At 64.4% G+C, this 12,876-nt stretch carries 12 protein-coding genes; 5 read left to right on the top strand and 7 right to left on the bottom strand.

Going from position 1 to position 12,876, the window contains the following annotated elements; genetic code table 11:
• The first annotated feature begins 1 nt into the window (after nucleotide 1).
• Genes ACIQUG_RS23795 through ACIQUG_RS23815 form a run of 5 tightly spaced genes read left to right on the top strand, consistent with a single transcriptional unit; the run spans nucleotide 2 to nucleotide 5,519 of the window.
• On the top strand, nucleotides 2–850 hold the full coding sequence (locus ACIQUG_RS23795) for a sugar phosphate isomerase/epimerase family protein (protein ID WP_402324501.1): 849 nt from the start codon (nucleotides 2–4) through the stop codon (nucleotides 848–850).
• The gene (locus ACIQUG_RS23800; RefSeq protein ID WP_402324503.1) at nucleotides 847–2,361 is read left to right on the top strand and encodes a sugar ABC transporter ATP-binding protein; all 1,515 of its coding nucleotides are present in this window, start codon (nucleotides 847–849) and stop codon (nucleotides 2,359–2,361) included. Before ACIQUG_RS23795 ends, ACIQUG_RS23800 begins: the two co-directional genes overlap by 4 nt.
• Entirely contained in the window at nucleotides 2,358–3,338 is a 981-nt protein-coding gene (locus tag ACIQUG_RS23805; RefSeq protein WP_402324504.1) for an ABC transporter permease, read from the top strand. Before ACIQUG_RS23800 ends, ACIQUG_RS23805 begins: the two co-directional genes overlap by 4 nt.
• Entirely contained in the window at nucleotides 3,335–4,336 is a 1,002-nt protein-coding gene (locus ACIQUG_RS23810; RefSeq protein ID WP_402324506.1) for an ABC transporter permease, read from the top strand. The genes ACIQUG_RS23805 and ACIQUG_RS23810 overlap by 4 nt, the downstream gene beginning before the upstream one ends.
• 58 nt (nucleotides 4,337–4,394) lie before the next feature.
• Nucleotides 4,395–5,519: a substrate-binding domain-containing protein gene (locus ACIQUG_RS23815; RefSeq protein WP_402324507.1), complete on the top strand. Its 1,125-nt coding sequence runs from the start codon at nucleotides 4,395–4,397 to the stop codon at nucleotides 5,517–5,519.
• 107 nt (nucleotides 5,520–5,626) lie between these two features.
• Here ACIQUG_RS23815 and pcaF read toward each other — a convergent pair whose 3' ends face one another.
• Genes pcaF through ACIQUG_RS23850 form a run of 7 tightly spaced genes read right to left on the bottom strand, consistent with a single transcriptional unit; the run spans nucleotide 5,627 to nucleotide 12,876 of the window.
• Nucleotides 5,627–6,829 carry a 3-oxoadipyl-CoA thiolase gene (gene pcaF, locus ACIQUG_RS23820; RefSeq protein WP_402324508.1) on the bottom strand — a complete coding sequence of 401 codons (1,203 nt, stop codon included), beginning with the start codon at nucleotides 6,827–6,829 and terminating at the stop codon, nucleotides 5,627–5,629.
• Nucleotides 6,830–6,834: 5 nt separating this feature from the next.
• Nucleotides 6,835–8,805, bottom strand: a complete 1,971-nt coding sequence (locus ACIQUG_RS23825; protein WP_402324509.1) for a 3-hydroxyacyl-CoA dehydrogenase NAD-binding domain-containing protein — start codon at nucleotides 8,803–8,805, stop codon at nucleotides 6,835–6,837.
• Nucleotides 8,806–8,816: 11 nt separating this feature from the next.
• On the bottom strand, nucleotides 8,817–9,212 hold the full coding sequence (locus tag ACIQUG_RS23830; protein ID WP_043612409.1) for a RidA family protein: 396 nt from the start codon (nucleotides 9,210–9,212) through the stop codon (nucleotides 8,817–8,819).
• The gene (locus ACIQUG_RS23835) at nucleotides 9,190–9,618 is read right to left on the bottom strand and encodes an acyl-CoA thioesterase (RefSeq protein ID WP_402324510.1); all 429 of its coding nucleotides are present in this window, start codon (nucleotides 9,616–9,618) and stop codon (nucleotides 9,190–9,192) included. The genes ACIQUG_RS23830 and ACIQUG_RS23835 overlap by 23 nt, the downstream gene beginning before the upstream one ends.
• A 12-nt stretch (nucleotides 9,619–9,630) precedes the next feature.
• Nucleotides 9,631–10,818 (bottom strand): acyl-CoA dehydrogenase, encoded by a 1,188-nt coding sequence (locus tag ACIQUG_RS23840; RefSeq protein ID WP_402324511.1) that lies wholly within the window; start codon nucleotides 10,816–10,818, stop codon nucleotides 9,631–9,633.
• Between the two features lie 16 nt (nucleotides 10,819–10,834).
• A complete protein-coding gene (locus ACIQUG_RS23845; RefSeq protein ID WP_402324512.1) occupies nucleotides 10,835–12,031 on the bottom strand; it encodes an acyl-CoA dehydrogenase family protein in 1,197 nt (398 codons plus the stop codon).
• 2 nt (nucleotides 12,032–12,033) lie between these two features.
• Nucleotides 12,034–12,876 (bottom strand): enoyl-CoA hydratase family protein, encoded by an 843-nt coding sequence (locus tag ACIQUG_RS23850; RefSeq protein WP_402324513.1) that lies wholly within the window; start codon nucleotides 12,874–12,876, stop codon nucleotides 12,034–12,036.

Consider the following 12,876-nt stretch of genomic DNA (forward strand, 5'->3'; position numbering starts at 1 on the left):
CATGAAGCTTGGTATCAATCTCCTTTGCCTGACCGATTTCGTCGAGGAGAGGCATCTCGACAACATCAGCCGGTTGCGCGATCTCGGCTATGACGGCGTCGAAGTGCCGGTTCTATCGGGCAAGGTAAGTCACTACGAACGCCTGGGCCGCGAACTGGACGGACTCGGCCTCGGCCGGTCCACCACATCGATCGTCCCGACGCCCGAGGCAAACCCCGTCAGTTGCGATGCCGACGTGCGGGCGCGCGGGCGCGCCCATCTCGACTGGGCGCTTGACTGCGCCATCGCCCTTGGCGCCGAAAGCATGGGTGGGCCGTTTCATGCGCCGATCGGCTTCTTCACCGGGCGGGGCGCCAGCGAAGACGAGCTGAAACACGGGGCCGACGCGCACCATGCGCTCGCGGAGCGGGCCGCGGCCCACGGCATGCATCTGAGCCTCGAGCCACTCAATCGTTTCGAGACCTATTTTCTCAACACGATGGAGCAGGCGCGTGCTTATGTGGATCGCGTGGCACATCCTGCCTTCAAGATCATGTACGACACCTTCCATGCCAATGTGGAGGAGCGTCGGCCGGAGGCGGCGATCCGGCTGATCGGCCAGGATATCGGTGTCTTCCATGTCTCCGAGAACGATCGCGGCATACCGGGGCGCGGGCATATCGACTTTGCGGCGATGTTCACGGTGTTGAAGGAGATCGGCTATGACGGTTGGCTGACGCTTGAGGCATTCGGCGCCGGGCTTCCGGCGATTGCGACGGCGACCCGCGTCTGGCGGCCGCTGTTTCCCGACTTCGATACGCTCTTTTCCGAGAGCGCGACATTCATCCGCAAGACATGGGCTGCAGCATGAACACGCAACATCCCGCCATCGAGATGCGCGGTATCACCAAGAGTTTCCCCGGCGTCAAGGCGTTGAAAAGCGTCAGCTTCTCCGCCCATTGCGGCGAGGTTCATGCGCTGGCCGGCGAGAACGGTGCCGGCAAGTCGACGCTGATGAAAATCCTTTCCGGCGTCTATCGGCCGGACGCAGGCGCGGTTGTCGTGAACGGCGAGGAACGGCATTTCACGCATCCGCTGGCGGCGATCCGGGCGGGCATTGCTGTCATCTATCAGGAATTCTCCCTGCTGCCCGAGCGAACCGTCGCACAGAACATCTTCCTCGGCCGCGAGCCGACGCGTCGCGGTCTGATCGACCACAGGGCGATGAACGACGAAGCGCAGCGCGTGCTTGCGCTGTTCGGCTCGGCGCATCGGATCGAGCCGAGCACTGTGGTCGCCGACCTCGACGTCGCCAGCCAGCAACTGGTCGAGATCGCCAAGGCGGTGTCGCTCGAGGCAAAGGTGATCGTGATGGACGAGCCGACGGCAGCGCTGAACGAGGCCGAATGCGAGGTGCTCTTCGGTCTCGTCGACACCCTGAAGAAGAGCGGTGTGGCCATCGTCTACATCACCCACCGCATGCCTGAAATCACGCGGCTCGCCAATCGCGTGACGGTGCTCAAGGATGGCGAGGTGGCGGTTTGCTTCGACCATGTGCCCGAGCCGGAGGCGATCGTGCGCGCCATGGTCGGCCGTGACCTTGGCGATTTCTATGCGGAACCGGCCGCACCGCAGGAGATCGGCGACGTCGTGCTCTCAGTCCGCAATGCCGGAAACGACCGGCTGAAAAACGTGTCCTTCGAGCTGCGTGCCGGCGAGATCGTCGGCTTCTCCGGCTTGCAAGGGGCAGGGCGCGTTGCGCTCGCGCAGGCGATATTCGGCCTTTCTCCCTTCACCGAGGGCGAGATCACCCTTGCCGGAAAGCCGGCACGGTTTGCCAGTCCGCGCGAGGCGATCCGCGCCGGGGTCGGGCTGCTACCGGGCGATCGCAAGGCCGAAGCGCTGGTGTTGATGCAATCGGTCGTAGACAACGGCATGCTGACGTCCCGCGCGCTCTCCTCCCTTTCCGGCAATGCCAATGCGACGTCATTCGCCTCGACGGAAGCAATGGAAAAGCTGCTGCGGGAACTCGACGTGCGCGCCGGCAGCTTTGCCCAGGACATCAAGGCGCTGTCGGGCGGAAACCAACAGAAAGCCATCGTCGCGCGCTGGCTGGCGCTCGCGCCTCGGCTGTTGATCTTCATCGAGCCGACACGCGGGATCGACGTCAATGCCAAGGCCGGGATCTACCACCTGATGCGGGATCTCGCGCGCAAGGGCACGGCCATCATGATGGTCTCGTCCGATCTTCCGGAGGTTCTCGGCGTATCCGACCGCGTCCTTGTGATGCGGAATGGCGAACTCGTCGCGGCGTTTTCGCGCGGGGTCAGTGAGGCCGACGTGATGTTGGCGGCAACCGGCGAGGAGGCGGTGGCAGCATGAACAAGGTAAGTCTCATCCGCTTTCCGGCCTGGCGCAGGGAACACTACGCGCCGGCGCTGCTGCTCGGGCTGGCCGTCCTCATCTATGTCGCGATTGCGCTCAGCCTCGGCCTGACACGCTTCCTGACGCCGGAGGCGACCGTCTCCATCCTCAACCGGTCCATCGCGCTTGGCATCACCGCCGTCGGGCAGACCTTCACCATACTCGTCGGTTCGATCGACCTGTCGGTGGCCCATCTCATCTCGGCCTCGGCCGTGGTGTCCTCCGCGATCATGAACGGCGATCCGGCGATGATGGTGCCGGCGGTTGTTGCGGTGCTCGTCATGGGGGCGGTGGTCGGCACGCTCAACGGGCTCCTGATCACGCGTCTCGACGTCAACCCGCTGATCGCGACGCTCGGCATGGCACTGATCATTCAGGGCTGTCTTGCCTCCTTTCATGGCCGGTTCGGCGGTTCGGTGCCGGATGCGTTCCAGTATTTTGCCTATGGAGAGGTGCTCGGGCTACCGGTCAGCCTGATCGTCCTGGCGCTGCTCGTCCTTGGCGCATGGATCGTGCTGCGCTTCACGCGCTTCGGATCCAACATCTATTCGGTTGGCGGCAGCCGCGACACGGCGCGCGCGGCCGGCATCAACACGACCCGGGTCGTCATGGCGAGCCATATCATCTGCAGCCTTTGCGCGGCGCTCGCCGGCCTCTACCTGGCCAGCCGCCTGAAATCCGGCTCGCCCTGGATCGGCACGGAAGGCGCCTACGATCTGGAATCGATCGCGGTCGTCGTCATCGGCGGCACGATCCTTGCCGGCGGCAAGGGCGGGATCTGGGGCACGGTTGCCGGCGTGATCATCTTCTCGCTGATCGATTCCATCTTCAATCTCGCCGGCATCGACGCCTTCGCCAAGCAGGTGATGCGCGGCATCATCATCGTCGCCGCCGTCGCCTTCTACGCAGTCCGTTCAAAGAGGATAGTGGCATGATCCAGGAAACCGTCGGCTCCGCAAAGACGCGCGGCGTGGCAAGCGTTGGGCGGCTGCCGAAGATCAATCCCGTCTTCTTCGTGCTGGCAGCCCTTCTCGTTGCCATCACGTTTTCGAACCCGAACTTCATGGAGCCCACCGGCTACATGAATTTCCTGAAGCGTGCCGCTCCTCTCGCCATCCTCGCGGCCGGCCAGATCTACGTCATCGTGTCCGGCGGCTTTGACTTATCCGCAGGCTCGCTCATCACGCTGACGGTTGTCGGCTCGTCGATGCTGCTCGACAACAGCGCCGATGCGACCTGGTGGGTGATTGCGGTCATGTATGCGGTGGGGCTTGCCGTCGGCGTGGTCAACGGCATGGTCGTTTCCTACCTCCGGGTGCCGTCATTGATCGCCACGCTCGGCATGATGATCACGCTCAATGGTGCTGCCTTCATGTGGTCGAGCGGTTCGCCGCGCGGCTACCTGCCGGAGACGTTCCGCTTCTTCGGGCGCGCCAGCCTTCAGGGCATTCCGCTGATCCAGTTCCTGCCGGTGGCATTGCTGGTGCTTATGGTTGTCGGCTTCGTCCTGTTCTGGCTGATGCATCGCACCAATCTCGGGCGCATGTTGCACGCGCTCGGCGACAATCCGCGGGCGGCGCAGATGTCGGGCGTCCCGATCGTGAGGGTGCGCATCATCGCTTTTGTCGCCTCGTCGCTGAGCGCGGTGACGGCGGGCATCCTGCTCGGTGGATTTGCAGGCGTATCGACCGATGTCGGTGTCGGCTACGAGCTCCAGGCGATCACCGCCTGCGTCATCGGCGGCGCGCAGCTTCTCGGCGGCCGCGGCTCCGTTTCGGCCTCGATTGCAGGCGCGCTGACGCTGACCGCCATCTTCACGCTGCTCAATTTCATCGGACTGCCGAAGCCGACGCGCGATGTCGTCCAGGGCCTGATCCTGATCGCCGCGGTCGTGCTTGCCACCTACCGGCGCAACCGCGCCGGCGGGACCTGATTTCGCCGGCCTCAAGCCGTCGGGAGGAACTGAAAATCATGATCAATGGGAGTGAGACATGAAAAGATTGCTGACCGCCGCCCTTTCGGCGGCACTCATCGCCGGCACGGCGCATAGCCAACAGCTGAACTTCGACGATACAGCCGAGTTCGACAGGCAACGGACGCTGCTGACGGCCAAGGCCAATGGCCCGGAAGGGGAGCCGTGGCAACAGTACTATGGCGACCAGATGGCCGACACTGCAAAGTACAAGAAGCCAGGTCCTTACACGATCTGCTTCTCGAACGCCGGCGTGAACAATGCTTGGCGGGTAACCGGCTGGACGAACATGCAGGCCGAAGTGAAGCTCCATCCGGAGATCAAGGAGCTTATTCACGTCGATGCCGAAGGGTCCGACGACAAGCAGATCGCCGACATCGACGACCTCATCAATGGCGGCAAGTGCTCGGCCCTGATCGTCTCGCCGAATACGACCGCAGCCCTGACGCCGGCGGTCGAAAAAGCTTGTGCCAAGTTGCCGGTGATCGTCTTTGACCGCGGCGTCAACACCAAGTGCCCGGTCACCTTCATCCACCCGGTCGGCGGTTACGGCTTCGGTATCCAGGCAGGCGAGTTCGTGGCGGCCACGGCACCGGCGGGGGCCGACGTCCTGATGCTGCGGATCGTGCCGGGTGTCGATGTTCTCGAGACCCGCGCGTCCGCGGCCAAGCGCATTTTCAAGGAGACCGGCCTGAACGTCATCGGCGAGGAATTCACCGAGGGCGACAATGCCAAGACCAAGTCGATCGTCGAAGACTACCTGCAACGGGGCAAGATCGATGCGATCTGGATGGATGCGGGTGCGACGGCGGTTGCAGCCCTCGAAGCCTTCGAGGATGCCGGCCTGCCGCCTCCGATCATTACCGGCGAGGACCAGCAGGACTTCCTGGTCAAGTGGAAGTCGGAAGGCTTCAAGGCGATAGCGCCAACCTATCCGACCTACCAATGGCGCACGCCGATCATCGCGGCAGTGAAGGTGCTGCAGGGAGAGGCCGTGCCCGGCCCGGAATGGGTCATGCCGCAGCCGGCGATCACGGCAGAAACGCTCGACCAGTATGTCGATGCCAAGATGCCGCCGCTGCATCACGCTATGTGCGGCTGCGAGAAGCTGCCGGACTATCCCGCCGCCTGGGGTGGAAAGTAAGCTTGGAGACCGAGCCGCCTGCGGCTCGGTCTTAACTCCTCAACTGAGTAGCCCGGCTTTCTCAACGTTTTGGGCGGCCTTCGGCGGACGACCGAAACGTCCAATCGCTACGGCCGTGACAACAGCATCGAAATGCCCTGTCCGACGCCGATGCACATGGTGGCAATCGCACGCTTCGAACCCTGCGCCTCAAGCTCCAGGGCCGTGGTGAGGGCCAGACGCGCGCCGGACATGCCGAGCGGATGGCCGAGCGCGATGGCGCCGCCGTTCGGATTGACGTGGGGCGCATCGTCGGCCAGTCCAAGCTGCCGCATGCAGGCGAGCGCCTGTGCGGCAAAAGCTTCGTTCAACTCGACGATATCGATGTCGCCGATGCCGAGACCAAAACGCTCCAGCAGCTTTCGCGTCGAAAAGACCGGGCCGATGCCCATGATGCGCGGCGCGACACCGGCCGTTGCCATGCCGTCGACGCGGGCCAACGGCTGAAGCCCGTAACGCTCGACTGCGCCGGCCGAGGCGAGAATGACTGCCGCGGCGCCGTCATTGACGCCGGAAGCATTGCCGGCGGTCACCGTGCCATTGGCGCGGAAGGGCGTCTGCAGGCTGCCGAGCTTTTCGATCGTCGTCTCGCGGGGATGCTCGTCGTGTTCGACCCATGTCGTCTCGCCCTTGCGTCCTTTGATCGCATAGGGAGCGATCTCGCCGGCAAAACGCCCACTCTTTTGCGCAGCTGCCGCGCGCGCCTGGCTGCGAAGCGCAAAGGCATCCTGGTCTTCGCGGGAGATGGAAAACTCGGCGGCGACGTTTTCGGCGGTCTCCGGCATCGAGTCGATGCCGTATTGGTCCTTCATCACCGGGTTGACGAAGCGCCAGCCGATGGTGGTGTCGTGGATCTCGGTGCTGCGCTGGAACGGGCCTTCGGCCTTCGGCATGACGAAGGGTGCGCGCGACATGCTTTCGACGCCGCCGGCGACCATGATCTCGGCTTCGCCGAGCCGGATCGCGCGAGCAGCGTAGCCGACAGCGTCCAGACCGGAACCACAGAGCCGGTTGATCGTCGTTCCCGCAACCGTCTGCGGTAGCCGGGCGAGCAAGGCGGCCATGCGGGCAACGTTACGATTGTCCTCGCCGGCCTGGTTGGCACAGCCAAGCACGACTTCGTCGATCGCTTCGGCCGGAACGGATGAGACGCGCGCCAACGCCTCGCGGATCACATGCGCTGCCAGATCGTCCGGGCGGGCGCTCGACAGCGCACCGCCGTAGCGGCCGATAGGCGTGCGGACGCCGCCGACGATATAGGCTTCAGCCATGAGATTTATCCTTTGCTTTGCCCGGCGGCGAACATCGGCCCACCCTTATGGGCGGGAAAGCCGTAGCCGTTGATCATCACCAGATCGATGTCGCCGGGACGCGCGGCAATGTCTTCGGCAAGCAGCGCGTTACCTTCGTCGCGCATGGCGTCCAGAAGCCGGCTCATGATCTCGTCGGAATTAAAGGCGCGCGGCGTGATGCCCTTGGCTGCCCGCGCCGCCTCAATCACCACCGTGACATCAGGATCGACGATGCGCTTACCATCGGGATAGGCGTACCAGCCGCGGCCACTCTTGCGGCCGAGACGGCCGGCCTCGCAGAGCCTGTCGGCGATTTCGACATAGCGTGCAGCAGGATCGCGGGTCGCGGCGTGTCGCTTGCGCCGTGCCCAGGCGATCTCGAGCCCGGCCATATCGTTGACGGCGAAGATGCCCATCGGAAAACCATAGGCCTCGAGCGCGGCGTCGATCTCGTGCGGGAGTGCTCCATCCTCGAGCATGAACTCGGCTTCGCGGCGATAGGCCGAGAAGATGCGGTTGCCGATGAAGCCTTCGGTGACGCCGGTGACGACCGGCAGCTTGCCGAGCCGTTTGACGAAGGCGAGTGCCGTCGCCAGCACATCTGGCGCCGTCCGGGCACAATCGACGACTTCGACGAGCCGCATCACGTTGGCGGGAGAAAAGAAATGCAGGCCCACAACACGCGACGGATCGGCCGTCGTCGCCGCGATCGCATCGGGGTCGAGATAGCTGGTGTTGGTCGCGAGAATGGCGCCAGGCGCAACGATGCCGTCGAGCTTCCGAAACAGCTCCGTCTTGACCATGAGGTCGTCGAACACCGCTTCGATGACGAGTTCGGCCTTCGCGAGTTCCGCCGCTTTCGCCGTTGTCTGCAGTCGCGCCAGGCATTCGTCGCGTCCATCAGCAGTCAGCCGTCCGGCCCGCACGGTCTTCTCCAGCGTCTCGGCGATGCGCGCCCGCCCACCGGCGGCCGATTCCTCCGTCTGCTCCAGGGCGACCACGCGGTAGCCGGACGTCAGGGCCGAGACGGCGATGCCGGACCCCATCAGCCCAGTGCCGACCACGCCGACGGTCGCGATCGGCCGAGGCGAAACCTTGTCGAGTCCCTCGACCTTGCCGGCGGCGCGCTCGGCAAAGAACACATGCCTGAGGGCTGCTGACTCGGTGGAATCGCGAAGCCTCAAGAAGGTCGCGCGTTCCTCGGCCAGTCCCTGTTTCAGATCGAGTTCTCCGGCTGCCTTGACGAGGCGGATTGCCTCGGCGGGGGCAGCCTGGCCGCGGGCCTTCGCCAGAACCTTCGCTTCCGCCGCGCCGATGGCTTCGCCGTCCGCTGGCGGAACCGCGATCATTCCGGTCCGCCGAAGCGGCGTGCCGGCCTGTTCCTGTATGAAAGCCAGCGCGGCGGTGACGGGATCGGCGGCAAGGCTGTCGGCAAGCCCAAGCGTCACGGCTTCGCCAGCCTTCACGGCACGGCCCGTCCCGATGAGATCGATCGCCGCGACCATGCCGATCATGCGCGGCAGACGTTGCGTCCCGCCGGCGCCCGGAACCAGGCCGAGCTTTACCTCCGGCAGGCCGAACGATGCCTTCTCGCCGGCGATGCGGCCGTGGCAGGCAAGTGCCACCTCGCAGCCGCCGCCAAGGGCGGCGCCGTTGACAGCGGCGATGACAGGCTTGCCGAAGGTCTCGATGCGCTCGATCACCTCAGGCAGCACCGGTTCGATCGGTGGCTTGCCGAACTCCCTGATATCCGCGCCGCCGATGAAGGTGTTGCCGGCACCGGTGATGACGAGACCCGCAATTGCCGGGTGCTCGGCAACATGATCGAGCGCCGCCGTCAGGCCGGACCGGACATGCGCGGAGAGCGCATTGACGGGCGGGTTGTCGATGGTCACGACGAGAACATTGCCTTCGACACGGGCGGAAACGCTCTCGGAAAATCGCATCTCGGTCATCGCGGCGAACCTCAATCGGGGACGACGGCGGTGGCCTGGATCTCGATCTTGGCGCGGTCTTCGACGAGCGACACCACCTGCATCGCGGCCATCGCCGGGAAATGCCGGCCGATGGTCTCGCGATAGGCCTGGCCGATGCCGCGCAGATTGCCGACATATTCCTGCTTGTCGGTGAAGTACCAGGTCATGGTGGTGATGTGCTGCGGCTCGGCGCCCCCGGCGGCAAGCACGGCAACGACGTTCTTCAGAGTCTGGCGCACTTGCTCGACGAAATCGTCGGTCTCGAACTCGGACTGCGCATTCCAGCCGATCTGGCCGCCGACGAAGACAGTGCGGCCCTTGGCCGAAACGCCGTTGGAATAGCCGATGGGCTTAGCCCAGCCTTCAGGTTGCAGGATGGTGTGCATCGGTCGTCTCCAGATGTTGTGTCAGCGCGGCGCGGATATCGTCCGGCCAGGCGAAAGAAGCGTGCGTGTCGAGCGAGGTGGCAACGACCCGCTGTTTTGCTGTCCAGAGCACGGTGCCTTTCGCCGAGACCGTGTGCTCCATGTCGAGCGATGAGCGGCCGATGCCCGCGATCTTGAGCGCGAAATCCAGTTCGTCGCCCTGGAAGCCCAGTCGAGAGAAGGTGAGATCGAGCCGCACCGTCGGCACGCCGATCCGCCGCTCGTCGTTCATGGCCTTCCAGGGAAAGCCGAGCGAGGCAAAGAAGTCCTCCGTCACCCCGACGAGAATGTTGAGGTAAGACGGGAAATAGGCGATCCCCGAGGGGTCGCAGTCTCCAAAGCGCAGCGGTCTTTTGGTCCTGAACATTTGTGCCGGACTTCAGTTCGCAAAGGCGGCGATGCCGGTGATGGCACGGCCGAGGATCAGCGCATGGATGTCGTGCGTGCCCTCATAGGTGTTGACCACTTCGAGATTGACGAGATGGCGGGCGACCGGAAATTCGTCCGAAATGCCGTTGCCGCCGAGCATGTCGCGCGCCGCTCGGGCGATCTCCAGCGCCTTGCCGCAGGAGTTGCGCTTGAGGATCGACGTCAGCTCGACCGGCGGATTGCCTTCATCCTTCATGCGCCCGAGGCGCAGGCAGCCCTGCAGGCCAAGGGCGATCTCGGTTGCCATGTCCGCAAGCTTCTTCTGGATCAGCTGGTTGGCGGCGAGCGGGCGTCCGAACTGCTTGCGGTCGATCACATATTGTCGCGCCGTCTCGTAGCAGGATTCCGCTGCACCGAGCGCGCCCCAGGCGATGCCGAAGCGTGCTGAGTTGAGGCAGGTGAAGGGGCCCTTCAGGCCGGTCACCTCGGGCAGCATGTTTTCGTCCGGAACGAAGACTTCCTCCATGACGATCTGGCCGGTGATCGAGGCTCGCAGGCCCACCTTGCCATGGATCGCCGGGGCGCTCAGACCCTTCCATCCCTTTTCGAGAATGAAGCCGCGGATCAGACCATCCGATGTCTTTGCCCAGACGACGAAGACATCGGCGATCGGCGCATTGGAGATCCAGGTCTTGGAGCCGGAAAGCAGATAGCCGCCATCGACCTTGGCGGCCTTCGTGATCATCGATCCGGGATCGGAACCGTGGTCCGGTTCGGTGAGGCCGAAACAGCCGATCTTGGTGCCGGCAATCAGGCCCGGCAGGTATTTGCGCTTCTGCGCCTCGCTGCCGAAGGTATAGATCGGTACGATGACGAGCGAAGACTGTACGCTCATCATCGAGCGGTAGCCGCTGTCGATGCGCTCGACCTCGCGGGCGATCAGGCCGTAAGAAACGTAGTTGAGGCCGGCGCCACCGTATTCCTCCGACACCATCGGACCGAGCAGGCCGAGTTCGCCCATCTCGGCGAAAATCGACGGATCGGTTTTCTCGTGACGGAAGGCCTCCTGGACGCGCGGAGCCAGCCGGTCTTCGGCATAGCGCTCAGCGGTCTGCCGCACCATGCGCTCTTCTTCGCTCAGCTGCCCATCCAGGTTGAACGGATCCTGCCAGTCGAATGACGCTTTCGAACCATGCATGTTCGACACCCCCTCGTTATCGTCCCGTGCCCTTCATCAGCTCCCGGCCGATGATGAGCTTTTGAACCTCGGTCGCGCCCTCGTAGATCCTGAGCGCGCGGATTTCGCGATAGAGCCGCTCGGTGATCTCGCCGACGCGTACGCCGCGGCCGCCAAAGAGCTGAAGCGCCTGATCGATCACCCATTGCGCGTTCTCGGTTGCCGTCATCTTGGCCATTGCCGCTTCGCGCGTCGTCGGCCGCTTCTGCACGTCGCGCTGCCAGGCGGTACGGCCGGTCAGCAGCGCTGCCGCATCGATCGCGGTCGCCATCTCGCCGAGCGTGCTTTGCGCCGTCGGCAGATCTGAAAGAGTCGCGCCGAACATCTTGCGGCTCTTTGCGTGCGCCACCGCCTCGTCGAGCGCGCGGCGGGCAAAGCCGATTGCCGCGGCAGCCACGGAGGGGCGGAAGATGTCGAGTGTGCGCATGGCGATCTTAAAGCCTTCGCCAGGCGCACCCAAAAGCTGCGAGGCCGGGATGCGGCAATTGTCGAAGCGAAGACGGGCAAGCGGATGCGGCGCGATCGTCTCGATGCGCTCGGCGATCGTGAAGCCCGGCGTCTCGGCAAAGACCACGAAGGCCGAAATGCCGCGCGTGCCGGGCGCCTCGCCGGTGCGGGCAAAGACGGTATAGACGTCGGCGATACCGCCGTTCGATATCCAGGTCTTTTCGCCGTCGAGCACGAAGTGATCGCCGTCGCGGCGCGCAGCGCACGCCATCGCCGCGACATCAGAGCCGGCCTCGGGTTCGGAAAGTGCAAAGGCGGAAATCCATTCGCCGCGGGCGACTTTGGGCAGGACAGCCTGCTTCAATGCCTCGGAGCCGGACAGGCTGATTGCACCGGTGCCGAGCCCCTGCATGGCGAAGGCAAAATCGGCAAGCCCGTCTGTATAGGCAAGCGTCTCGCGGATCAGGCACAGCGACCGGCTGTCGATCTCTTCGCTGGCGCCGCCGAATGCCTTCGGCACGCAATGACGAAGCACGCCCGCGGTGCCGAGTGCTGCGACCAGCCGCTTGCAGGCGGCATCCACATCGGCGTGGTCGACTTCGCCGAGGCCGCCACAGGCCACGAAGGCGTCGAGCTCAACAGCGAGCGCACGGTGGCTGTCATCGTAGAACGGCCAATCCAGATGATCGCGAGAAGGCGGGCGCAAGGCCGTGTCATGGGAACTCATGCTCAGTTCCCCTTGAATTCCGGCTTCGCCTTGGCGGCAAAGGCCTCGAAAGCGCGGCGGAAGTCGCCGGTCGCCATGCAGATCGCCTGCGCCTGCGCTTCCGCCTCGATCAACTGATCGATGCCCATCGCCCATTCCTGGTCGAGCATCTTCTTGGTCATCGCATGGGCAAACCAGGGACCGTCGGCGATATTGCGCGCGAACTTCTGCGCTTCGGCAAGCAGCGACGAGCGTTCATGCAGGGCGTTGTAGAAGCCCCAGGCATTGCCCTCCGTCGCGGTCATCACGCGGCCGGTGAAGAGCAGTTCGGCTGCGCGGCCCTGGCCGATGATGCGGGGAAGAATGCCGCAGGCACCCATATCGGCGCCGGCCAGCCCGACGCGGGTAAAGAGAAAGGCGGTCTTCGCTTCCGGCGTTGCCACGCGGAAGTCCGACGCCATGGCCAGGATCGCTCCGGCACCGGCACAAATGCCATCGACCGCAGCGATAACGGGCTGAGGGCATGCGCGGATCTGGCGCACCAGTTCGCCGGTCATGCGGGTGAAATCCAGAAGATCGGGCATCGGCATGCGCGTCAGCGGCTCGATGATCTCGAAGACGTCGCCGCCGGAGGAGAAATTGTCGCCGGCGCCGGTCAGCACCACGGCGCGCACGTCGCTGGCGCGAGCAAGCGAGCGGAAAAGATCGCAGAGTTCCTCGTAGCTTTCGAAGGTCAGCGGGTTTTTCTTTTCCGGACGGTTGAGGGTGATCGTGGCGACCCGCCCGTCGGCATCCGTCTCGAACAGGAAGTGCTTGGCCTTATGGTCTTTGAAGGCGCGCTTCTTGGCCTGCATCGGATTTGTCAT

Origin of the sequence: Ensifer sp. NPDC090286 (assembly GCF_044769565.1) — a bacterium.
Taxonomy (GTDB): domain Bacteria; phylum Pseudomonadota; class Alphaproteobacteria; order Rhizobiales; family Rhizobiaceae; genus Ensifer.

What these genes read in the sequence shown, in the direction of transcription:
- ACIQUG_RS23825 (WP_402324509.1), bottom strand. Translation starts at nt 8,805, where the DNA reads ATGACCGAGATGCGATTTTCCGAGAGCGTTTCCGCCCGTGTCGAAGGC.
- ACIQUG_RS23850 (WP_402324513.1), bottom strand. Translation starts at nt 12,876, where the DNA reads ATGACAAATCCGATGCAGGCCAAGAAGCGCGCCTTCAAAGACCATAAG.
- ACIQUG_RS23815 (WP_402324507.1), top strand. Translation starts at nt 4,395, where the DNA reads ATGAAAAGATTGCTGACCGCCGCCCTTTCGGCGGCACTCATCGCCGGC.
- ACIQUG_RS23840 (WP_402324511.1), bottom strand. Translation starts at nt 10,818, where the DNA reads ATGCATGGTTCGAAAGCGTCATTCGACTGGCAGGATCCGTTCAACCTG.
- ACIQUG_RS23795 (WP_402324501.1), top strand. Translation starts at nt 2, where the DNA reads ATGAAGCTTGGTATCAATCTCCTTTGCCTGACCGATTTCGTCGAGGAG.
- ACIQUG_RS23805 (WP_402324504.1), top strand. Translation starts at nt 2,358, where the DNA reads ATGAACAAGGTAAGTCTCATCCGCTTTCCGGCCTGGCGCAGGGAACAC.
- ACIQUG_RS23845 (WP_402324512.1), bottom strand. Translation starts at nt 12,031, where the DNA reads ATGAGTTCCCATGACACGGCCTTGCGCCCGCCTTCTCGCGATCATCTG.
- ACIQUG_RS23810 (WP_402324506.1), top strand. Translation starts at nt 3,335, where the DNA reads ATGATCCAGGAAACCGTCGGCTCCGCAAAGACGCGCGGCGTGGCAAGC.
- ACIQUG_RS23835 (WP_402324510.1), bottom strand. Translation starts at nt 9,618, where the DNA reads ATGTTCAGGACCAAAAGACCGCTGCGCTTTGGAGACTGCGACCCCTCG.
- ACIQUG_RS23830 (WP_043612409.1), bottom strand. Translation starts at nt 9,212, where the DNA reads ATGCACACCATCCTGCAACCTGAAGGCTGGGCTAAGCCCATCGGCTAT.
- ACIQUG_RS23800 (WP_402324503.1), top strand. Translation starts at nt 847, where the DNA reads ATGAACACGCAACATCCCGCCATCGAGATGCGCGGTATCACCAAGAGT.
- pcaF (WP_402324508.1), bottom strand. Translation starts at nt 6,829, where the DNA reads ATGGCTGAAGCCTATATCGTCGGCGGCGTCCGCACGCCTATCGGCCGC.